Source organism: Nonomuraea sp. NBC_00507 (assembly GCF_036013525.1).
In the GTDB taxonomy this organism is placed as follows: Bacteria; Actinomycetota; Actinomycetes; order Streptosporangiales; family Streptosporangiaceae; genus Nonomuraea.
Genome location: NZ_CP107853.1, coordinates 10,554,254 through 10,575,023 on the forward strand (window position 1 = coordinate 10,554,254; position 20,770 = coordinate 10,575,023).

Annotated in this window: 19 protein-coding genes; 11 read left to right on the top strand and 8 right to left on the bottom strand. The window is 70.4% G+C overall.

All coding sequences use genetic code 11. The features are described from left to right. Position 1: 1 nt before the first annotated feature. Positions 2–370 carry an STAS domain-containing protein gene (locus OHA25_RS50545; RefSeq protein ID WP_327583989.1) on the bottom strand — a complete coding sequence of 123 codons (369 nt, stop codon included), beginning with the start codon at positions 368–370 and terminating at the stop codon, positions 2–4. Between the two features lie 109 nt (positions 371–479). Next, the gene (locus tag OHA25_RS50550; RefSeq protein ID WP_327583990.1) at positions 480–1,817 is read right to left on the bottom strand and encodes an MFS transporter; all 1,338 of its coding nucleotides are present in this window, start codon (positions 1,815–1,817) and stop codon (positions 480–482) included. A 186-nt stretch (positions 1,818–2,003) separates the two neighbouring features. Here OHA25_RS50550 and OHA25_RS50555 point away from each other — a divergent pair, with 186 nt between their 5' ends. From OHA25_RS50555 to OHA25_RS50575, 5 genes are all read left to right on the top strand, one after another. After that, positions 2,004–2,564 (top strand): hypothetical protein, encoded by a 561-nt coding sequence (locus OHA25_RS50555; RefSeq protein WP_327583991.1) that lies wholly within the window; start codon positions 2,004–2,006, stop codon positions 2,562–2,564. Positions 2,565–2,601: 37 nt separating this feature from the next. Further along, positions 2,602–3,681 (top strand): NAD(P)H-dependent amine dehydrogenase family protein, encoded by a 1,080-nt coding sequence (locus tag OHA25_RS50560; protein WP_327583992.1) that lies wholly within the window; start codon positions 2,602–2,604, stop codon positions 3,679–3,681. Further along, a complete protein-coding gene (locus tag OHA25_RS50565) occupies positions 3,678–4,184 on the top strand; it encodes a carboxymuconolactone decarboxylase family protein (protein ID WP_327583993.1) in 507 nt (168 codons plus the stop codon). The genes OHA25_RS50560 and OHA25_RS50565 overlap by 4 nt, the downstream gene beginning before the upstream one ends. 28 nt (positions 4,185–4,212) lie before the next feature. Then, complete coding sequence (locus OHA25_RS50570; RefSeq protein WP_327583994.1) at positions 4,213–5,808, top strand: GMC oxidoreductase; 1,596 nt, start codon at positions 4,213–4,215, stop codon at positions 5,806–5,808. 201 nt (positions 5,809–6,009) lie between these two features. Further along, positions 6,010–6,828 (top strand): IclR family transcriptional regulator domain-containing protein, encoded by an 819-nt coding sequence (locus OHA25_RS50575; protein WP_327583995.1) that lies wholly within the window; start codon positions 6,010–6,012, stop codon positions 6,826–6,828. A gap of 10 nt (positions 6,829–6,838) precedes the next feature. On the opposite strand, the gene OHA25_RS50580 is transcribed toward OHA25_RS50575, so the two are convergent. Genes OHA25_RS50580 through OHA25_RS50600 form a run of 5 tightly spaced genes read right to left on the bottom strand, consistent with a single transcriptional unit; the run spans position 6,839 to position 11,126 of the window. Beyond that, on the bottom strand, positions 6,839–7,804 hold the full coding sequence (locus OHA25_RS50580) for a quinone oxidoreductase family protein (RefSeq protein ID WP_327583996.1): 966 nt from the start codon (positions 7,802–7,804) through the stop codon (positions 6,839–6,841). A gap of 23 nt (positions 7,805–7,827) precedes the next feature. Continuing rightward, the gene (locus tag OHA25_RS50585) at positions 7,828–8,190 is read right to left on the bottom strand and encodes a hypothetical protein (RefSeq protein WP_327583997.1); all 363 of its coding nucleotides are present in this window, start codon (positions 8,188–8,190) and stop codon (positions 7,828–7,830) included. Continuing rightward, complete coding sequence (locus tag OHA25_RS50590; RefSeq protein ID WP_305915848.1) at positions 8,187–9,053, bottom strand: extradiol ring-cleavage dioxygenase; 867 nt, start codon at positions 9,051–9,053, stop codon at positions 8,187–8,189. The genes OHA25_RS50585 and OHA25_RS50590 overlap by 4 nt, the downstream gene beginning before the upstream one ends. After that, on the bottom strand, positions 9,046–9,906 hold the full coding sequence (locus OHA25_RS50595) for a citryl-CoA lyase (RefSeq protein WP_327591161.1): 861 nt from the start codon (positions 9,904–9,906) through the stop codon (positions 9,046–9,048). Before OHA25_RS50595 ends, OHA25_RS50590 begins: the two co-directional genes overlap by 8 nt. Further along, entirely contained in the window at positions 9,906–11,126 is a 1,221-nt protein-coding gene (locus tag OHA25_RS50600) for a CaiB/BaiF CoA transferase family protein (RefSeq protein WP_327583998.1), read from the bottom strand. Before OHA25_RS50600 ends, OHA25_RS50595 begins: the two co-directional genes overlap by 1 nt. 183 nt (positions 11,127–11,309) lie before the next feature. Between OHA25_RS50600 and OHA25_RS50605 the strand changes: the two genes are divergently transcribed. Next, positions 11,310–12,755, top strand: coding sequence for an amidohydrolase family protein (locus OHA25_RS50605; RefSeq protein WP_327583999.1), 1,446 nt, complete (start codon positions 11,310–11,312; stop codon positions 12,753–12,755). Here the strand turns inward: OHA25_RS50605 and OHA25_RS50610 are convergent. Next, positions 12,752–13,783, bottom strand: coding sequence for a LacI family DNA-binding transcriptional regulator (locus OHA25_RS50610; protein WP_327584000.1), 1,032 nt, complete (start codon positions 13,781–13,783; stop codon positions 12,752–12,754). The genes OHA25_RS50605 and OHA25_RS50610 overlap by 4 nt on opposite strands. Positions 13,784–14,044: 261 nt before the next feature. Between OHA25_RS50610 and OHA25_RS50615 the strand changes: the two genes are divergently transcribed. The 5 genes from OHA25_RS50615 (at position 14,045) to OHA25_RS50635 (ending at position 20,762) form a co-directional block, all read left to right on the top strand. Beyond that, the gene (locus OHA25_RS50615) at positions 14,045–15,319 is read left to right on the top strand and encodes an ABC transporter substrate-binding protein (RefSeq protein WP_327584001.1); all 1,275 of its coding nucleotides are present in this window, start codon (positions 14,045–14,047) and stop codon (positions 15,317–15,319) included. Next, positions 15,313–16,245 (top strand): carbohydrate ABC transporter permease, encoded by a 933-nt coding sequence (locus OHA25_RS50620; RefSeq protein ID WP_327584002.1) that lies wholly within the window; start codon positions 15,313–15,315, stop codon positions 16,243–16,245. The genes OHA25_RS50615 and OHA25_RS50620 overlap by 7 nt, the downstream gene beginning before the upstream one ends. Further along, the gene (locus OHA25_RS50625; RefSeq protein WP_327584003.1) at positions 16,242–17,069 is read left to right on the top strand and encodes a carbohydrate ABC transporter permease; all 828 of its coding nucleotides are present in this window, start codon (positions 16,242–16,244) and stop codon (positions 17,067–17,069) included. The genes OHA25_RS50620 and OHA25_RS50625 overlap by 4 nt, the downstream gene beginning before the upstream one ends. Before the next feature lies 1 nt (position 17,070). After that, positions 17,071–19,692: a family 78 glycoside hydrolase catalytic domain gene (locus tag OHA25_RS50630; protein ID WP_327584004.1), complete on the top strand. Its 2,622-nt coding sequence runs from the start codon at positions 17,071–17,073 to the stop codon at positions 19,690–19,692. A gap of 80 nt (positions 19,693–19,772) precedes the next feature. Further along, the gene (locus tag OHA25_RS50635) at positions 19,773–20,762 is read left to right on the top strand and encodes an endonuclease/exonuclease/phosphatase family protein (RefSeq protein ID WP_327584005.1); all 990 of its coding nucleotides are present in this window, start codon (positions 19,773–19,775) and stop codon (positions 20,760–20,762) included. Positions 20,763–20,770: the final 8 nt, after the last annotated feature.

The following is a 20,770-nucleotide window of genomic DNA, read 5'->3' on the forward strand; positions in this document are numbered from 1 at the left end:
CCTACGAGGAGGGGTTTTCCGGCTCGCCGAAGGGCCGCAGCCGCATGAGCCGCATCAGGCGGCGCATCTGGTACGGGGTGTCGCGGAGAGGCGCTCCGGCCCGCTCGGCGAAGGCCACCAGTGCCCGCACTGCCATGACGTCGGTGAAGCCGACCTGGCCGACGTCGATGACGAGCGGGTGGTCGATCCGCCGGGCCCGCTCCAGCGTGCGCAGCACCTCGGCGCTGTTGGTCCTGTCGAGTTCGCCGATGATGCGGATCAGCGCCGAGCCGGGCGTCACGGTGCAGGTCACGCGCACGAGATGATCGACGTAAAGCAACTGGCTGACGGTGGTCATGGGCTCGCCGTCCGCCTTGCTGACGCGGCGCATACGGCAGCTCACCCCTCCCTGCCCGCGACGGAAGGATTGTTCTGGCCGGACAGGTTCACCGTAACATGCGATGAGAAATACCGGAATAGCTCTTCTATAGTTCTACGCCTCACTCCGCGGCTTTTGACGGCTGCGGCTCGTCGTACTCGACGGCGTAGTCGTAGTGCGAGCGATCCTTCAGCGCGAACGCCGCCACCACGCTGATCAACGCGCAGATCGCCATGTAGATCGCGATGGACAGCGAACTCTGGTAGGTCGCGTACAGCCAGACGGCGATCAGCGGCGCCGGCCCGCCGGCCGTCACCGAGGCCAGCTGGTAGCCGAGCGAGGCGCCGCTGTAACGCAGCCGGCCGGTGAAGCTCTCGGCGATGAACGTGGCCTGCGGGCCGTATTGGATGTCGTGGATCGGCGCGGCCAGCACGATGGCCAGGAAGACCAGCGACGGAACGCGGGTGTCCAGCAGCGGCCAGTAGATGAAGGACCAGACGGCCATGGCGGCGGCGCCCACGATGTACAGGCGCCTGCGGCCCACGAGGTCGGAGATGTAACCCCAGAACGGAACCGTGAAGAGCGAGACGATGCCCGCGACGATCACGTACGTGTAGACGTCGCTGGCCTCGAAGCCCAGCGTCTTGGTGGCGTAGGTGAGGACGAAGACGGTGAAGATGTAGAACGGCGCCTGCTGCCCGGTGCGCAGCAGCGCGCTCAGCACGATCTCCCGCCAGTTCCTGACGATGACCTCGCGCACGGGGACCCGCTCGACCTTGTTCTCCGCCAGGACCTTGGCGAAGACCGGGGTCTCCAGGATGCCGAGCCTGATGTAGAGCCCGACTCCGGCCATCACGATGCTGAGCAGGAACGGGATGCGCCAGCCCCAGTAGGGGTCGACCGGCTGGAAGGTCTGCAGCGCCAGGTAGCCGAGCACGAGACCGACGGGGACGCCGAACTGCGGCCAGCTGCCGAGGAAGCCGCGCCGCCCGCCGCGCGACTGGCCCCACTCGGTGGCGAGCAGGACGGAGCCACCCCATTCGCCGCCGACGCTGATGCCCTGCAGCAGGCGCAGGAGGGTCAGCAGGATGCCGCCCCAGATGCCGATCTGCTCGTAGGTCGGCACCAGGCCCACGAGCGCGGTGGCGACGCCCATGGCCAGCAGCGTGATGATCAGGGTGGCCTTGCGGCCGATGCGGTCACCGTAGTGGCCGAAGATCGCCGCGCCGATCGGACGGGCGGCGAAACCGCCGAAGTAGGTGCCGAGCGCGAGCAGCAGGCCCGTGGTCGGATCGCTCGTGGGGAAGAACAGCTGCGCGAAGATGGTGCTGGCCGCGAAGCCGTACAGGAAGAAGTCATACCATTCGATCGAGGTGCCGACGGCCGAGGCGATCACCGCCCGGACCAGCTGTCGTCTCTTTTCCTGGCCAGTGGCGTCGAGCGCCCGCTCCTCTACCATCTACCGCTCCTCGGTAGGCCTTGCTTTCCCGTGACGTTACCTGAAGTGGTGGTGACGGTCACGAGGCAGATTTCGCGGGAAAGGGCATGACCGGCTCGGCCGGTGCGATCGCGGCTTCCGTACGTGCTGGGTTCAGTGGTGCGTTCACGGGTAGCGGGAGGCCAACGCCGAGAGGAGGGCCGAGCGATGCGTCCTATCGCCTCTGCCGTGATCGTCATGGCCCTGGCGGCCGCCGTCGGTTGTCAAGGCCATGCTGGATTCGACACCAGCGCGAAGGACATCCCTCAGAATGAGGGGGCCAACGTCGATGTGGGGTCCACCCTGCATCTGCGTAACGTCTTCCTGCTGGGTGGCGCCGACCCTGCCTCGCCCGCCCCGCAGCAGGCCCTGTACGCGGTGCTGATCAACGAAGGCAACCAGCCGGCGCGGCTCGAACGCATCACCATCGAAGGCGGCGGGTCGGCGCAGCTCCCCGGGCCTGTCACCCTGCCTCCGAACCAGCTCGTCGGCTCCGGCGAGAAGCCGCTCTGCACGGTCACCGGGGTGCGCCCGCGTGGCACCACGGTGCCGATGACGTTCGTCTTCAGCGGTGCCGCGCCTGTCCGCGTGAATGTGCCGATCAAGGAGAAGGCCGGCGTCTACACCCGGCTGACACCCCCGCCGACCGGCTCGCCCTCCCCCACGGCCCCGGGCACCGTCTCGCCCTCCCCTACTCCGACGGGCACCGCGTCACCGACTCCGTCCTGACCTATACACCGAACCAAGCGCTTGCTACGCTCCGGCCATGGTGTCCACGGTGATCTGGGGTACCGGCAACGTCGGTCGGGCGGCCATCCGCGCCGTCGAGGCGCATCCCGCACTGAAGCTCGTCGGCGTGCTGGTCCACGACCCGGCCAAAGCCGGCCGCGACGCCGGCGACCTGGCCTCACTCGGCTACGAGGTCGGGGTGGCGGCGACCACCGACGTCGACGCCGTCTTATCCGCCTCCCCGCGCGCCGTCGTCTACGCCGCCTCCGGCGATCTGCGCCCCGACGCGGCCCTGGCCGACGTCATCGGGGTGCTCCGCATGGGGGCCGTGGTCGTCACCCCCTCCCTCTACGCGCTCTACGACCAGCGCAGCGCCCCGCCCGCATTACAGGCCGAGGTCCGGGCCGCCATCGCGGAGGGCGGCGGCTCGTTGTTCGTCTCGGGCGTCGACCCGGGCTGGGGCAACGACGTGCTGCCCCTGCTGATCAGCGGACTGGGGTCCGTCATCGACGCGGTCCGCTGCCAGGAGATCTTCGACTACTCCACGTACGACCAGCCGGACTCGGTCCGCTACCTGGTCGGCATGGGCCAGCCGATGGACTACGAGCCGCCGATGCTCGCGCCGACCGTCCCCTCCATGGTGTGGGGCGGCCAGGTACGGCTGATGGCCCGCGCACTGGGCGTGGAGCTGGACGACCTCCGCGAGAGCGTGCAGCGGCGACCGCTCGAGACCACCGTGACCACGCCGGAGATGGGCGAGTTCGCGGCGGGCACGCAGGGCGCGGCGCGGTTCGAGGTGCAGGGGATGGTCGGGGGCGAGCCGCGTATCGTCGTCGAGCACGTCACCCGCATCCACCCGTCCTGCGCCCCCGACTGGCCCTCGCCTCCGAGCGGCGAGGGCGCCCACCGGGTGATCATCGAAGGCCGCCCGCGCATCGAGGTCACGGTCGAGGCCACCGACGAGGGCGGCAACCGCTCCGCGGGCGGCAACGCCACCGCCGCCGGCCGCCTGGTGAACGCCATCGACTGGCTCGTGACGGCCGGACCAGGACTGTACGACGCGCTCGACGTGCCGTTGCGCCCCGCGGCCGGCAGACTCGGAAGGAAGCATCCGTGATCATCGACGTCCCCGAGGGCAAGGACCCGATCGCGTACGTGTGGGGCGAGATGGTCCCCGGCATCGGCGCCGCCGCCTCCCGATTCTCGTTGTCGGTCTACGCGAACACGACGCTCGGCCTGCGGGAGTTCGAGGCGGCCCGGCTGCGGATCGCCCAGCTCAACGGCTGCGTCTTCTGCCTGGACTGGCGGACGGAACGCGACGGCCAGAAGGTCGAGGACGACTTCGCCGACGCGGTGGCCGAGTGGCGCACCACCACCGCCTTCGACGAGCGCACCCGCCTGGCCGCCGAGTACGCCGAGCGCTACGCCCTGGACCACCACAGCCTCGGCGAGGAGTTCTGGTCCCGGATGACCGCGCACTACAGCCAGGCCGAGATCGTGGAGCTGAGCATGAGCATCGGCTCCTGGTGGGCGTTCGGCCGGCTCAACCGCGTGCTGGGCCTGGACACCGCCTGCGTGTTGCCCGGCGGCCCATCCCCGGCCGGCGACCAGCATCGATGAGAACGTCGATGAGAGCGAGGAACCCCCCATGAGCGACACCATCTCTCGCCGCGGCTTCATTGCCGGCGCCGGCACCCTCCTGGGCGCCGCCGCGCTCGCCGCCCCGGCCCGGGCGGCGACCGGCCCGATCGCCTCCGGGGCTCACGTCCCGGCCCTGGTGATCGGGACCGGGTACGGCGGCGCCGTCGCCGCGCTGCGCCTGGCCGAGGCCGGCGTGGACGTCCACATGATCGAGATGGGCATGGCCTGGGACACGCCCGGCTCCGACGGCAAGATCTTCTGCAATACGCGGGAGCCGGACTACCGGTCGTACTGGCTGCGGACCAGGACCAAGGCGCCGCTCAACTACTTCCTCGGCTTCCCCATCGACCGGGACATCCCGCGCCACACCGGCGTGCTGGACGCCGAGGAGTTCGGCGGGATCACGGTCTACCAGGGCCGCGGCGTCGGCGGCGGCTCGCTCGTCAACGGCGGCATGGCGGTCACGCCCCGGCGCGAGAACTTCGGCTCCGTGCTCCCGTCGGTGAACGCCGACGAGATGTACAACGTCTACTACCCACGCGCCAACGCCGGGCTCGGGGTCGCCATCATCGACCCGGCCTGGTTCGACACGACGCCCTACTACCAGTACGGCCGCGTCGGCCGTAAGCACGCCCAGCGCTCCGGCTTCCCGTTCGTCTTCGTGCCCGACGTGTACGACTGGAACTACATGAAACAGGAGGAGGCCGGCACCGTCACGAAGTCCGCGCTGGCCGGCGAGATCCTCTACGGCAACAACCACGGCAAGAAGACGCTGCAGAAGACCTACCTCGCCCGCGCCAAGGCCACCGGCAGGGTGGCGATCTCACCGCTCCACAAGGTCACCTCGGTCGCCCCCGCGTCCGGCGGCCGGTACACGGTGACCATCGAGCAGCTCGACACCTCCGGGAACGTCACCGCGACCAAGACCGTGACCGCGGACCGCGTCTTCTTCGCCGCCGGCAGCGTCGGCACCAGCAAGCTGCTGGTCAGGCTGAAGGCCACCGGCGTGCTGCCGAACCTGAACGGCGAGGTCGGCAAGGGCTGGGGCGACAACGGCAACGTCATGTGCGGCCGCGCCAACCACCTGTGGGACCCGACCGGCAGCCTGCAGTCGTCGATCCCGTGCTGCGGCATCGACAACTGGGCCGCAGGGGGCGCGTTCGCCGAGGTCGCGCCGCTGCCGACCGGGATCGAGACCTTCGCCTCGTTCTACCTGTCGATCACCAAGAACCCGAACCGGGCCCAGTTCTCCTGGAACGCGGCGGCGGGCAAGGTGGAGCTGAACTGGCAGACCGCGTGGAAGCAGCCGTCCATCGACATGGCGAAGACGATCTTCGACAAGATCAACGCCAAGGAGGGGACGATCTACCGCACCGACCTGTTCGGGGTCTACAAGATCTGGGGCGACCACCTGACGTACCACCCGCTCGGCGGCGCGGTGCTGAACAAAGCCACCGACAACCACGGCCGCCTGCACGGTTATCCGGGCCTGTACGTCATCGACGGCTCGCTCATCCCCGGCAACACCACGGTCAACCCGTTCGTCACCATCACGGCGCTGGCCGAGCGGAACATCGACACCATCATCGCCACCGACCTGTGAGGCACAAGGATCTCCCTTGCGGACAAGCGTCCGTGTAACGACCACTCGGAAACGCCACCGTCACATCCCCTCCTGATCAGGCTCCGTATCCGCGGCTGGGGCGGGCAGCGCTATGCTCGCCCCAGCCGCCGCTATGCGGACACAGGGCTCCGCCCGACGGTCTAGAGTCGGATCGGCGGGATCCGAGCAGGGAGGCGTTCCATGGCACGTGCTGACACCGGCCCCGATTTCATCGAGGCGCTGGCCCGCGGCCTCGATGTGATCAGGGTGTTCCGGCCCGGCCGGCCCGTCATGTCGCTGACCGAGGTCGCCGCCGCCGCGGGGCTGGCCCGGCCCACGGCCCGCCGGATCCTGCTCACCCTGCAGGAGCTGGGTTACGCCAGGAGCGAGCCCGGCGGATACGCGCTCACGCCCCGGGTGCTGGAGCTGGGGGTGTCCTACGTGCGGTCGATGGGGTTGTGGGAGGTGGCCAGGCCGCACATGGAGCGGCTGGTGGCGCAGACCCACGAGTCGTCGTCCATCGCGCAGCTCGACGGGTCCGACATCGTCTACGTCGCGCGCGTGGCCGTACCGAAGATCGTCACCCTGTCGGTGCAGATCGGAACCCGGTTCCCGGCCCTGCAGACGTCGCTGGGGAAGGTACTGCTGGCCGCGCTGCCGCCGGACGAGGTGGACCGGGTGCTCGCCGAGCCCAGCCGATCGGGGGTGGAGCCGCGCTGGCGGCCGGATGTGGCCGAGCGCGACGCGGCGCTGCGGGAGGTGCGGGCGAAGGGCTGGGCGCTGACGGACGAGGAGCTCGCCCTGGGCATCCGCAGCGTGGCGGCGCCGCTCAGGGACGGCATGGGCAACGTGATCGCGGCGATCAACGTCAACGCGCACGCGGCGGAGACGCCGGTGGAGCGGCTGGCCGAAGTGCACCTGCCGCTGTTGCTGAAGACGGCCGGCGCCATCAGCGCCGACTGGGCGCTGTACGAAACGGTCCCCCACGTCACGCTGCCGGCCCAGGCGCCGGTCCGGTGAGCGGTCGGGGTCAGGCGGGTTGCGGGGTCAGGACGATGCGGCCGGAGGCGGCGCCCGCGGATTGGCGGCTCCACGCGGCCTCGATTTCGTCCAGCGGCACGACCTCATGCGACACCTCAAGGCGCCCCAGCGTCGCCAACTCCGCGATCCGCCCCATGGCGGTGGCGCGTTGTTCCCTGGTCAGCTCGTTGTTGGTGTAGCCGAGCACCCGCAGGGACCGGCTGCGCAGGGTCGCGGAGTCCAGCGGGCACGTCTCCCCTGCCGAGCTGCCCAGATTCACCAGCCGCCCGTACGTCCGCAAGGTGCGGGCGGCCGCGGCGGCCGGCACGCCGAAGAGCGGATCGAGCACCAGATCCAGCGGCCCGTCAGAGGCGGCCGCGAAGCGTGCGGTCAGTTCGCTCACATCGTCCGTGTCGAGCGCGACCACAGCGTCCGCGCCCGCCTGCTCGGCCCGTTCCCGCGCGGCCGCGGAGCGGGCCGCCGCGATCACCCGCCGGGCGCCCGCCACCCGGGCCAGTTGCACGGCGGCCTGCCCGACCACGCCCCCCGCCCCCAGCACCAGCACCTGCTCACCGGCGGCGAGCTCGCCGCGCCAGGTCAGCGCCATGTGGGCGGCGACCGCCGACAACCCCAGCGCGGCGACGGCGACCGGGTCGGCCCCGGCAGGCAGCTCCACAAGGTCGTCGGCGGGTATGGAGGCCAGCTCGGCCATGCTCCCGTCGCCGGGCGCCATCCCCGCGGACGTCGAGAACCAGACGAGCGTGCCGTCCCCCACCGTCCCGACGCCCTGGACGCCCGGCACGTAGGGGGTGGCCGGGACGCCGAAATAAGAGGAGCCGCCGGCGCACAGCACGTCGAGCGGGGTGATGGGCGCGGCGAGCACCCCCACCAGCCGTTCCTCCGGCCCCGGCTCCGGCGCCGGGCGCTCGGCCACCCGGGGTGGCTTTCCGCAGGTCTCGATCTGCGCGGCACGCATCAGCGGCTCCCTTCGCATCCCGTTCAGGTGGCGATGTCCGGGTACGGCAGATTGTGGTGGGCCAGGCGTCGGGCGTACTCCAGCTGGAACCCGAGCGGCTCGGCGTAGTCCCGCTCGAACATCGCGATGAACAGCGTAAGCGTCAGGAACGGGTGCGCCCCCAGCTCGAACAATTTGGGATAGTCGTGGGTGGCGAGCGCCTCCCGCTCGGTGTCGTCGAACCGCAGCCAGGTGGACGACTCACCGGTGTGGCAGCCGAGGACCCGGTTGGCGTACTCGGCCTCCCACCACTCGACGGTGGCCCGCGGCTGCTCCCGGTAGCGTTCGACCAGCTCGGGATCGCGGTCGACGGTGAACAGGAACTTGTCGAGCAGATACTTACTCACGACCGGCCGCCTCCGTTCGGATACCAGGTGAAGTACGCCTCCATGGTGTGGAACAGGTCGTAGGTGTCGACGTAGTCGGCCTTTCGCCCCTCGCCCGCGACGCCCATCATCAGCATGAAGTCCATGAACCCGTGGGTGGCGTTGCCGGGTGCGTGCAGGCTGTCGAGCGTGACCTCGGCCAGGCAGCCCTCGATGTCCCCTGAGGAGATCCACTCCACGGCCCGCCGGTCGAACTCGGGATCGGGCCCGTGCGGGCCGAACTGGCGGGGACCGCCGAGCTCGAGCGACAGATGCCCGGTCCCGATGACCGCGACCCGCTGATCCGACGGCCAGGATTCGACCAGCTCCCGGATCGTCCGCCCGAGCTGCACGAACCGCTTCGGGCGCGGCAGCGGCGGGGCGAAGATGTTGGTGTAGATCGGCACGATCGGCAGGTCGTTCTGCGGGCGCAGGGTGATGATCGGGCAGGTGATCGAGTGGTCGATCCGCAGCTCGTTGGAGAAGGCCAGGTCGAAGCCGGCGTCCAGGCCCTCACGCAGGATGTACGCCGACAGGTCCTCCTGGCCGGTGAAGAACATCCTGGGCAGGCCGAACTCGCGTTCCTCGTTGTAGAAGTTGGCGTCGTAGAAGGGGGCCTTGCCGACCAGGAACTGCGGCATGTTGTCCAGCCAGAGCTGGTGGAAGTGGTCGGAGCCGACCATGACCAGCACGTCGGGCCTGGCCTTGGTCAGGGTCTCACGGAACGCCTCGACCTTGCGCACCCACTCGTCGGCGAACGGCGGCCGGTCCTCGCCGGTGCTGGTGGAGGCGCGGTAGTAGAAGGGATGGTGGGTGGACGCGATGACCGCGACGAGTTCAGCCATGCAAGCCTCCGTTGGCGTACGGCTCGGGCGGGATGGATTGGTTGTTGAGGTCCACTGAGAGGAAGATGTCGTTGGCGACGGGACGGCGCAGCTCCTCGGCCAGCTGGCCGATCAGGCCGGCGGTCCTGGCCAGCAGTGCGAAGGCCCGCAGCAGCTCCAGTGGCAGACCCAGGTCGGCCAGCGCCGCTCCGCACACGCCGGCCCCGTTGAGCGGCAGTGTGCGGCCCAGGACCTGCGGATGGACGCGGCCGATGGCGGCGAACAGCGACAGGTGCGGCCCATACAGGCCCTCCTCGGCGGCGATCTGGAACAGCCGCGGCGTGCGGGGGTCGCCGTCCTTGTGCACGTGGTGGCCGAGGCCGGGGATGAGCTTGCGTTCCGCGCGCCGGGCGCGGACGGTCTCGAGGGCGAGCGCGTCCCAGCCGGCGTCGTCGCCGGGGATCGGGTGCTCCCGCAGCACTTCGTTGAGGAAGCGGCCGCAGTCCTCGGTGACGCCGAGGAAGCGGGAGCCGCCGCCGAGCAGGCCGGCGGCGAGCGCGCCCTGCACGGAGTCGGGCGCGGACAGGTATGTCAGCCGGGTCACGATCGCGGTCGGGGTGAACCCGTGGTCGGCGAGGGCGGCCAGGATCGCCTCGAACACGCGGATCTCGCCGGAGGTCGGACGGCGCTGCGTGGCCAGCCAGAACGCCAGGTCGCCGAAACCGACCTGGCCCATGACGTCCTCGGCCAGGTCCTGCCCCAGCAGCGTGATCGTCGTCGGCGACGACGCCCCGAGCGCCGTGGCGTACTGCCGCTCCGTGCCGGACTCGGGCACATCAGACTTCGTGCCGGACTCGGGCACATTGGGTTCCATCACGCCCCACCTCCTTCCACGGAGCCGGCGGGGCCGGCGGGGCCGGCGGGGCCGGCGAGCCACTTACGCAGCTCCGCGCCGTGCTCGTCGAGTTCCGGTGGCGGCAGCGTATAGCTGACGGGCGTCTCTGAGAACCGGATCGGATGCCGTGTCGTCGGCACCGCCCGCTCCCCTGCCCCCACCTCGACGACGGGATCGAGCCCGAACCGCTCGGCCATCGCGAACCCGCCGTCGATTGTGTTGATCGGCCCGCTCGGCACCCCGGCCTCGACCAGCAACTCGAACCATTCGACCGCGCCCCGGGTGGCGAGCCGCTCGACCAGGATCGGCCGCAGCTCGTCCCGGCGCGCGGTGCGGTCGGCGTTGCGGGCGAAGCGCGGGTCGTCGGCGATCTCGGGGATGCCGAGCACGTCGCACAACTTGCGGAACTGGCCGTCGTTGGCGGCGGTGACAATGAGGTCGTTGTCGGCGGTCGGCAGCGGCTCGTACGGGAACACGCTCGGATGCGCGTTCCCCATCCGATACGGCACGACCCCGCCGGCGACGTACGCGGAGCTGTGGTTGACCAGCCCGGTCAGCGCCGACGACAAGAGATTGACCTCGACCTGCTGCCCCTGCCCCGTGGCCTCGCGGTGGCGCAGCGCGGCGAGGATGCCGATGACGGCGTGGTTGCCGGCCATCACGTCGAACACGGAGATCCCGGCCCGGTACGGCGGCCCGTCAGGATCGCCGGTGAGGCTCATCAGCCCCGACATGGCCTGCACCATGAGGTCGTAGCCGGGCACCCGGGCCCCGGCGCCCGACCCGAACCCGCTGATGGAGGCGTACACGACGCCGGGGTTCGCGGCCCTGACCGAGGCGTAGTCGAGGCCGTACTTGGCCAGCCCGCCGGGCCGGAAGTTCTCGATCAGCACGTCCGCGCGCCGGGCCAGCTCCCGGGCCGCTTCGGCGTCGGTCTCGTCCCGCAGGTCGAGCGCGATCGACCGTTTCCCCCGGTTGACCCCGAGATAGTACGTCGACACCTCGCCCCGCGCCGGCGGCGTCCAGGATCGCGTGTCGTCCCCGGTGGGCCCCTCGACCTTGACCACGTCGGCGCCCAGGTCGGCCAGCAACATCGTGGCGTACGGCCCGGCCAGGATCCGGGAGAAGTCGGCCACCAGCACGCCGGACAGCGGACCGCCCCCGGCCGGTCCGTTCGCCGCTACGGCGTCGTCTGTCATCCGGCTCCCTCCAACACCTGCGTTCACTACACGGACGATTGTCCGCAATCGCGATTCTGGCACAAGCCCGGACCGGGGCCCAAGGGCGACGGAGGCTCTTGACACCGTTCCCCGCAACCGTAGAGTTACGGCGAACAGCATGACCGTGTAGCGGACAACCGTTCGGAAGATCGGAGTTCAGCGATGAGCGAGCGGATCGAGTTCGAGGCCGGACGGCCTGTGGTGCTGCGCGGCGGCACCGTGCTGCCGATGGACGGCGGGCGCACGGTGCTCGAACGCACCGACGTCCTGGTGACCGGCGACCGGATCGCCGCGGTCGGGCCCGATCTTGAGGCGCCCGAGGACGCTGTCACGATCGACGCGTCGGACGGCATCGTCATGCCCGGCATGATCGACACTCACCGTCACATGTGGCAGACCGCGTTGCGCGGGTACGGCGCCGACTGGACGCTCACGCAGTATTTCGTCTGGTTCTACCTGGAGCACGGCAAGCTGTTCCGGCCGGAGGACATTTACGCGGGCAACACCCTCGCCGCGATCGAGGCGCTCGACGCCGGCGTCACGACCGTCGTCGACTGGTCGCACGGCCTGCAGACAGTGGACCACGCCGACGCCGCCGTCGACGCGCTGCAGGAGGTGCCGGGCCGGTACGTGCTCGCGTATGGCAACATCCAGCAGCCGCCCGCCGAGTGGACGGCCGCGCCCGAGTTCCGCGACTTCGTGGCCCGCCGGATCACCGGCGACGACCTGCTCGGCTTCCAGCTCGCCTTCGACGTGCTGGGCGACCCCGCCTTCCCGGAGAAGCCCGCGTTCGAGGTGGCGCGGGAGCTGGACGCGCCGGTCACCACGCACGCCGGCGTATGGGGCGCGACCAGCGACGACGGCATCCGACTCATGTACGAGCACGGCTTCATGACCCCGCGCACCATCTACGTGCACGCCGCGTCGTTGTCGGCCGACTCCTACCACCGCATCGCCGCCACCGGCGGCTCCGTCTCGGTCTCCACGGAGAGCGAGCAGAGCGCCGGCCAGGGCTACCCGCCCACCTGGGCGGTACGCGCCCACGGCATCCCGGTGTCGCTGTCCATGGACACCAGCGTGTGGTGGAGCGGCGACCTGTTCTCCGCCATGCGCACCACCCTCGGCGCCGACCGCTCCCGCGAGCACCTGGAGGCGCACGCCAAGGGCGACACCGTCACCCACTGTGGCCTGCGCGCCGACCAGGTCGTCGACTGGGCCACCCGCGGCGGCGCCCACGCACTCGGCCGCGACGACCTCGGCGTGATCGCGGCAGGCAAGAAGGCCGACCTGGTGCTCATTAAGAACGACCGTTCGCCGGTCTCGTTCCCGGTGCTCAATCCGTACGGCCACGTCGCCTTCCAGGCCCAGCGCGGCGACGTGCACACCGTCCTGGTCAACGGGCGGGTGGTCAAGCACGAGCACGAGCTGCTCGGCGTCGACCTGACGGCGGCGCGCCGCCAGGTCGAGCGCACGGTCGACTATCTTCGTTCGGAAATGGGCGAGGATGCCTGGAACAAGGGCATGAACCCAGACATCCCCGCGACGAAGATCCTCGACAATCCTTACACCTACACCGACTACCGCAGCGATGCGACACACCGCCTCTAACGGCAGGGAGCCGTCGAGCGGCGCGGCACCAAGGTCGGCGTGAGGGAGAAGTCGACCGCCGCCGTACGGCCCTGGATGCGTTCAAGGAGCAGGCGGCCCGCCGTTCTGCCCATGATCGTGCCGTCTTGATCGACGGTGGTCAGGGAGATGTGAGCGAGGCCTGACATGCGGGTGTTGTCGTAGCCGGCCAGGGAGATGTCGGCGGGGACGGCGAGCCCGGCCTCGTAGAGGGCCGCGAGTGCGCCGAAGGCGGCCAGGTCGGCGCCGGCGAAGATGGCGGTGGGGCGCGGCTCGCGGGCCAGCAGGACCCGCGCCGCCGCATGGCCGCCCTCCTCCGTGTAGGCGGTGGCGGCGACGGCGATCTCGCCGGCCAGGCCATGCTCGGCCATGACCCGCCGGTAGGTCCGTTCCCTGATGGTGTGCAGCAGCGCCCCGGGCCTGCCGCGGCTGGCGTCGCGCTGCCCGATGTGCGCGATGCGGCGGTGCCCCAGCGCGATCAGATGTCTCACGACCAGTTCGGCGCCCGCCTCGTCGTCGTCGTGGACCGAGTCGTAAAGGGCCGACTTCTCGTGGGGGCCGAGCACGACGGTCGGCGTGCCCGCGGCCACCTCTTCCAGCTCCCCTTTGGAGCCGAGCGGCGCGATCATCAGGATGCCGTCCACCTGGCGATCCACCAGTGCGTCGATCGCCCTGCGCTCCCCCTCCGGATCCTTGCCGCCCTGGACCAGGATGGCCTGGTAGTCGGTGCCGCCGAGTTGCGTCATGAGGCCGTCGAGGATCTCGGCGAAGAACGGGTTGCTGATGTGCGGCAGGAGCACGCCGATGGTGAACGTGTGGCCGCGCATCGCGCGCGCCGCGTTACGCGGGCGGTAGCCGAGCTCGTCGATGGCGGCCCGGACCCGGTCGCGCATGGCCGCGCTGACGCCGTAGGCGTTACGCAGCACCTTCGACACCGCGGTGGTGGAGACTTGAGCGCGGCTCGCCACGTCGGCGATCGTGATCCGGCGCCCTCGAGCGGCCCCGCCCATACGCCCGCCTTCCCGTCGGAACCCGTTCGGACAGTACGGTTCAACCATCGGAAAGTCGTGGATAACGTTACCCATTCCTGGTGGGTCGAACCCTCTGGGAACGGTATTTCCCCGGGTCACGATTGGGGATCGTTCCCCAAAGTCAGTCTTGACGGCGCCCTTATGTGACGCCTACGTTAACTGGCATCGGGGGCGTTTAAAACGTTTCAACGGACCCGGAGGGGCGTTGTGAAGACCTCGCACCGCGTACTGGGAGCGGCCGTGGCCGTTCTCGCGACAGCTGCCCTGACCTCCTGCGGCTCGGGCTCAGGCGCCGAACCCGCCGCCGACGGCACGACCACCCTGACGTTCCTCGTGGACAACGGCCCAGGGACCGTCAACACGGCCAAGGCGCTCACGGAAGCCTTCATGAAGGCCAACCCCAAGATCAAGATCGAGACCGAGACGCGGCCGGGCGGCAGCGAGGGCGACAACATCGTCAAGACCCGGCTCTCGACCGGCGACATGACCGACGTGTTCTGGTACAACTCCGGATCGCTGCTCCAGGCGCTCAACCCCGCCCAGACCCTCGTCGACCTCACCGGCGACCCTGTGCTGCAGAACGTGCAGAAGGATTTCCTGCCGGTGGTGAGCCAGGCGGGCAAGGCGTACGGCGTGCCCGGCGGCACCGCCTTGGGTGGCGGCATCCTCTACAACCGCAAGATCTACGACAAGCTCGGCTTGCAGGTGCCCAAGACCTGGGCCGAGTTCATGGCCAACAACGACAAGATCAAGGCTGCCGGGATCACGCCGATGATCGGCACCTTCAAGGACACCTGGACCTCGCAGCTGCTCGTGCTCGGCGACTTCTACAACGTCCAGGCGGCGGACGCGAGCTTCGCGCAGAACTACACCGCCAACAAGGCCAAGTTCTCCACCAGCCCGGCCGCGCTGGCCGGCTTCCAGCATCTGGCGGAGGTGCACGCCAAGGGCTACCTCAACAAGGGCTTCGGCTCGGCCACCAACGACCAGGGCATGAAGATGCTGATCGAAGGCGAGGGCGCGCACTACCCGATGCTCAGCGCCACGTTGCCGCCCCTGGTGGCCACCATGCCGCAGGCCGCCACCGACGTCGGCTTCTTCGCCATCCCCGGCACCGACGCGGCCAAGAACGGCGCCACGCTCTGGGAGCCGGCCGGCGTCTACATCCCCAAGACCACCAAGAACCTGGACGCGGCCAAGAAGTTCCTGGCCTTCATCGCCTCGACCGCGGGCGCCGATGCCGTCAGCAAGGTCGTCCAGCCGTCCGGGCCGTACCGGATCCAGGGCGCCAAGCTGCCCGATGACGCCATCCAAGTGGCCAAGGACCTGCAGGTGTACGTCGACCAGGGCGCGACCGCGCCCGCGTTGGAGTTCGTCTCCCCGGTCAAGGGCCCGTCCCTGGAGCAGATCACCGTCGCCGTCGGCTCCGGGCTGACGCCGCCCGCCGAGGGCGCGGCCCAGTACGACAAGGACGTGGAGAAGCAGGCTCAGCAGCTGGGGCTCGCGGGATGGTGACCAAGCAGCACGCCGGGCCCCGCACGGGGCCCGGCCCGGCCCGCGAGAACAAGCAGGTCCGCGCCTCGAAGCAGCGCGCGGCCTACCCGTACGCGCTGTACGTGCCGGCCGCCGTCGTCTACCTGGTGATCTTCCTGGTGCCGACGGTCATGGCCTTCTACTTCGCGCTGACCCGCTGGACGTTGTTCGACAGCACCTTCGTCGGGCTGCAGAACTTCGGCGATTTCTTCGCCGAGCAGAACCTGCGCATCGGCTTCGCCAACACCCTCATCTACGCGGTGGTCACCAGCGGTCTGAAGGTGGTGCTCGGACTGCTGCTGGGCGTGCTGCTCACCTCGAAGCTGCGGCTGCGCGGCTTCCTGCGCTCGGTGGTGTTCTTCCCCGTGCTGGTGTCCACCGTGGCGGTCGGCTTCACCTTCAGCGCGCTGCTGCGACCGGACACGGGGCTGGTCAACAAGGCCCTCGCCTTGGTCGGCATCGACGGCCCGGACTGGCTGGGCGACGCCAACACGGCGCTGCTGTCGGTGGCGCTGGTGGACGTGTGGAAGGGCGTGGGCATCGCCACCGTCATCTACATCGCCGGCATCATGTCCATCCCGCGCGACTACTACCAGGCGGTGGCCGTGGACGGCGGCGGCGCCTGGCACCGCTTCCGGCACGTGACGCTGCCCTTGAGCTGGCCGGCCACGTATTCGGTGATCCTGCTGTCCTTCATCGGCGGGCTGCGCTCGTTCGACCTGATCTGGACGATGACGCGAGGCGGGCCCGGCTTCACCAGCGACACGATCGCCTCGATCATCTACAAGCAGTACCAGGCCGGCTTCTTCGGCCTGTCCACCGCGGGCAACGTCATCCTGTTCGTCGTCGTCACCGCCATCGTCGTGCCGCTCAACTACGTCCTCGGCAAGAGGCAGGTCGCCGCATGAGAGCTCTCAAGAGATTCAGCGCGGAGACGATCGCGCTCCTCGTGGCCACCGTGGTCTTCCTCATCCCGTTCTCGTTCATGCTGCTGACCGCGGTCAAGGACCAGGTGCAGTCCGCCGACCTGGACTTCGCCTGGCCCACCAGCTGGCCCGTCGTCCAGAACCTCATCGAGGTCATCGAGGCGCGCGACTACCTGCTGCTGCGGGCCTACGTCAACAGCACGATCCTCACCGTCGCGTCCGTCGCGCTGATCGTGGTGTTCGCCGCGATGGCCGCGTTCGTGCTGCAACGCCGGGTCGGCAAGATCGGCAAGGTGGCCGACTTCCTGGTGCTGTCAGGGCTGGTCATCCCGCCCGCGATCGTCCCCACGATCTGGCTGCTGCAGGGGCTCGGCCTGTTCAAGACCCTGCACGGACTGATCCTGGTCGAGGTCGCCTACGGCCTGTCGTACGCGGTGCTGCTGTTCCGCGCCTTCATCGCGGCCATCCCGCGTGAGCTGGACGAGGCCGCCATGATCGACGGCTGCGCGGGGTTCACGCTCTTCTTCCGCGTGATCTTCCCGCTGCTCCGGCCGGTCACCATCACGGTGATTCTCACCACATCGGTCGCCGTGTTCAACGACTTCGTCAACCCCCTGTACTTCACCCCAGGCGACGAGAACGCCACCGTGCAGCTCACTCTCTACAACTTCCAGAGCCAGTACAGCACCCAGTGGAACCTGCTGTTCATGGACATCGTCCTGATCACGATCCCGCCGCTGCTGCTGTTCGTCTTCTTCAACCGCAAGATCGTCGACGGGATGACCGCCGGCGCCATCAAGGGATGACATGACTTCTTCGTTGCACGTCCACGCTCCAACCTTCGAACATCACCGCCACCCGCTCGGCATCGGCGAACCCGCCCCTCGCCTGTCCTGGGGCGTCACCACCGGCCTCCCCGGCTGGCGGCAGCAGGCGTACGAGGTCGAGCTGAGCGACGGCACGGCGACCGGACGCGTGGAGTCCGGCGAGTCGGTGCTGGTGCCCTGGCCGGGCGCGGAGCTCGGCTCCCGCGAGCGGCGCGGCGCGCGGGTGCGGGTGTACGGCGCCGACGGCTCGGCCAGCGACTGGAGCCCCTGGTCGTACGTGGAGACGGGGCTGCTCGACCCCGGCGAATGGCGTGCGGAGGCGGCGGCACCGCCCCTCGACCTGCTGGGCGTGCCGGACGGTCCCGCCCTGCTGCTCCGCCGCGACTTCACCCTGCGCGGCCCGGTCGAGCGGGCCCGCCTGTACGTCACCGCGCACGGCACGTACGAGGTCGAGCTCAACGGCCGCGTCGTCGGCGACGACGTGCTCGCCCCCGGCTGGAGCAGCTACGGACACCGCCTGCGCTACCACACCCACGACGTCACGGACCTGCTGCGCAAGGGCGGCAACGCCATCGGCGCCACCCTGGCCGACGGCTGGTACCGGGGCCGCGTCGGCTTCGGGAGCGGCAAGACCGATGTGTACGGCGACCGCACAGCCCTGATCGCCCAGCTGGACATCACCTACGCCGACGGCACCCACGACAGCGTCGTGACGGACGGCGCCTGGCGCTGCGCCACCGGCCCTGTCACGGCCGCGAGCCTGTACGACGGCGAGAAGCACGACGCCCGCCTCCTGCCGCGTGGCTGGTCGGAGCCCGGCTTCGACGACTCCTCCTGGCCGCCCGCCGACGTGCTGCACCACGACCCGGCCCGGCTCGTGGCCCCGACCGGCCCGCCCGTGCGCCGCGTGGAGACACTCAGCCCGGTCGAGGTGCTGACCGGCCCGTCCGGGGAGACGATCCTCGACTTCGGCCAGAACGTCTCCGGCCGCCTGCGCATCCGCGTCCAGGGCCCGGCCGGCCACACCGTCACCCTGCGGCACGCCGAGGTCCTGGAGGGCGGCGCCCTGGCGGTGCGGCCGCTGCGCAACGCGGCGGCCCTCGACCAGTACACGCTGCGCGGCGACGCCGAGCCCGAGGAGTGGGAGCCGCGCTTCACCATGCACGGCTTCCGCTACGCGCAGGTGGACGACTGGCCGGGCGAGCTGGACCCGGCCGACGTCCAGGCCGTCGTCTGCCACACCGACATGCGGCCCATCGGCACCTTCGACTGCTCCGACCCCCTGCTGAACCGCCTGCACGAGAACGTCACGTGGAGCATGCGCGGCAACTTCGTCGACCTGCCCACCGACTGCCCGCAGCGGGACGAGCGGCTCGGCTGGACCGGCGACATCCAGGTCTTCGCCCCCGCCGCCGCCTTCCTGTACGACTGCACGGGGCCGCTGTCGTCCTGGCTCGCCGACCTGGCCGCCGAACAGGCCGAGCTCGGCACAGTCCCGCCGTACGTGCCGTGGGTGTCGCTGTTGTTCCCGCCTGCTCCGGCCGCGGCCTGGGGCGATGCCGCGGTGATCGTCCCGTGGGTGCTCTACCAGCGATCCGGCGACCTCGCCCTGCTGCGCGCGCAGTACACGAGCATGACGGCTTGGGTGGACCAGGTGGCCGGGTTGACCGGCGGTGCCCACCTGTGGGATCGGGGCTTCCAGTTCGGCGACTGGCTCGACCCCGCCGCTCCCCCGGACAATCCGGGCAAGGCGCGGACCGACCACGCGCTCGTCGCCACCGCGTACCACGCCTGGACCGCCCGCATCGTGGCCGACACCGCGGCGCTGCTCGGCCGCTCCTCCGACGCCGAGCACTACACCACGCTGGCGAGGGAGGTGCGCGCGGCCTTCCACCGCGAGTTCGTCACCCCGTCGGGGCGGCTGGCCTGCGACACCCAGACGGCCTACGCCCTCGCACTGTGCCTGGATCTGCTGGACGGGCCCGAGCAGCGGGAGCGGGCCGGACGCCGGCTGATCCAGCTCGTCGCCCAGGACGACCACCGCATCGGCACGGGTTTCGTCGGCACGCCGCTCATCTGTGACGCGTTGTGCTCCGTGGGCGCCTACGACACCGCGTACGCCCTGCTCACCCAGCGCAACTGCCCCTCCTGGCTGTACCCGGTGACCATGGGCGCCACCACGATCTGGGAGCGCTGGGACAGCATGTTGCCCGACGGCACGGTCAACCCGGGCCAGATGACCTCTTTCAACCACTACGCCCTCGGCGCGGTGGCCGACTTCCTGCACCGCACGGTCGCCGGCCTGGCGCCGGCCGCGCCCGGCTACCGTGAGTTGCTGGTACGGCCGCGCCCTGGAGGTGGCCTGACCCGCGCGAGCGCCGCACTGGAGACACCCTTCGGCCGAGCCGAGGCAGGCTGGGAACGCGCCGGCGGGCGGCTGGAGCTGCGCGTGGTCGTCCCGCCGAACGCCACGGCCACGATTTACCTGCCCGCGGAGCCTTCCCACCCGATCGCCGTCGGGTCCGGGGAGCACGTCTACACGTGTGCGTTCCGTGACCCGGCCGACGACCCCACACCGCCGCCGGCACCCCGATTCGGCTAAGGGGACGCGCCCACTGAGCCGGATCGACCGGCCGGAGCGCCATCATAGAAATTTCATGATGACCGCTTAGGTTCGTGGGCGTGCTTCTACAGGAGGCCGCCACGAACGAGGCGGTGCCGGGCCGGCCCCGGCGCAAGTGGGCCGCGCGCCTGACCACAGGGGTCGCGGTGTTGTTCGCCGTGGGGACGGCCGTGCGGCTGGGCGGGCTGGAGTCGGGGGTCCTGCTCGTCCCGCTGGTCTCCTTCACGCCGTACTTCGCGCTCGCGGCGCTGGTCGTGCTGGCGATGGCGCTCGCCACCCGCAGCCGCGCCGCGATCGCGGTCATGCTGGCGGTGTGCGCCTGTCTCGCCTGGTGCGTCGTCCCGCGGGCGATCGCGACGACCGGCTCGGCCGAGGGCCGGCCGCTGCGGGTGCTCACCGCCAACCTCAACGGCGGGCGCGGCGACGCCCAGGTGATCGTCGACCTGGTGCGCAGGTTGAACGTGGACGTGCTCAGCCTGCAGGAGCTGACGTGGTCGGCCCGCGACCGGCTGGCCGCCGCGGGGCTCGACGGGCTGCTGCCGTACCAGGTGGCCAAGCCGGAGACCTGGGGCCCGGAGGGCAGCGGTGTGTACGCGCGCTACCCGCTGCGGGAACGTTCCGAGGTGTTCGAGCCGGTGGGGCACCACATGCCGGTGGCGGAGGTGGCGCTGCCCGGCGGGTCGGCCGTGGAGGTCGTGGTCGTGCACCCCGTGGCGCCGGTGCCGAGGACGGTGCCGGAGTGGGAGGCGGGCGTGGGCACGCTACCGCCCGCGCCGTCCTCGGGCCCGCCGCGGATCCTGGCCGGCGACTTCAACGCCACGCTCGACCACGCCGTGTTCCGGCGGCTGCTGGCCACCGGTTACACGGACGCGGCGGCGGCCACCGGCCAGGGATTGGTGCCGACCTGGCCGATGCGCAGGCTCCCGCCGCTGGTGGCCATCGACCACGTGCTCACCGACGGCCGGGCCGGCGCGACCGCCGTGGAGATCCACGACGTGCCGGGCTCGGACCATCGGGCGCTCTTCGCCGACCTGCGGGTGCGGCCCTGAGCCGCGGC

Coding starts and splice junctions, on each gene's coding strand:
- OHA25_RS50545 (WP_327583989.1), bottom strand. CDS start 370: ATGCGCCGCGTCAGCAAGGCGGACGGCGAGCCCATGACCACCGTCAGC.
- OHA25_RS50550 (WP_327583990.1), bottom strand. CDS start 1,817: ATGGTAGAGGAGCGGGCGCTCGACGCCACTGGCCAGGAAAAGAGACGA.
- OHA25_RS50555 (WP_327583991.1), top strand. CDS start 2,004: ATGCGTCCTATCGCCTCTGCCGTGATCGTCATGGCCCTGGCGGCCGCC.
- OHA25_RS50560 (WP_327583992.1), top strand. CDS start 2,602: ATGGTGTCCACGGTGATCTGGGGTACCGGCAACGTCGGTCGGGCGGCC.
- OHA25_RS50570 (WP_327583994.1), top strand. CDS start 4,213: ATGAGCGACACCATCTCTCGCCGCGGCTTCATTGCCGGCGCCGGCACC.
- OHA25_RS50575 (WP_327583995.1), top strand. CDS start 6,010: ATGGCACGTGCTGACACCGGCCCCGATTTCATCGAGGCGCTGGCCCGC.
- OHA25_RS50580 (WP_327583996.1), bottom strand. CDS start 7,804: ATGCGTGCCGCGCAGATCGAGACCTGCGGAAAGCCACCCCGGGTGGCC.
- OHA25_RS50590 (WP_305915848.1), bottom strand. CDS start 9,053: ATGGCTGAACTCGTCGCGGTCATCGCGTCCACCCACCATCCCTTCTAC.
- OHA25_RS50595 (WP_327591161.1), bottom strand. CDS start 9,906: ATGGAACCCAATGTGCCCGAGTCCGGCACGAAGTCTGATGTGCCCGAG.
- OHA25_RS50600 (WP_327583998.1), bottom strand. CDS start 11,126: ATGACAGACGACGCCGTAGCGGCGAACGGACCGGCCGGGGGCGGTCCG.
- OHA25_RS50605 (WP_327583999.1), top strand. CDS start 11,310: ATGAGCGAGCGGATCGAGTTCGAGGCCGGACGGCCTGTGGTGCTGCGC.
- OHA25_RS50610 (WP_327584000.1), bottom strand. CDS start 13,783: ATGGGCGGGGCCGCTCGAGGGCGCCGGATCACGATCGCCGACGTGGCG.
- OHA25_RS50620 (WP_327584002.1), top strand. CDS start 15,313: ATGGTGACCAAGCAGCACGCCGGGCCCCGCACGGGGCCCGGCCCGGCC.
- OHA25_RS50625 (WP_327584003.1), top strand. CDS start 16,242: ATGAGAGCTCTCAAGAGATTCAGCGCGGAGACGATCGCGCTCCTCGTG.
- OHA25_RS50630 (WP_327584004.1), top strand. CDS start 17,071: ATGACTTCTTCGTTGCACGTCCACGCTCCAACCTTCGAACATCACCGC.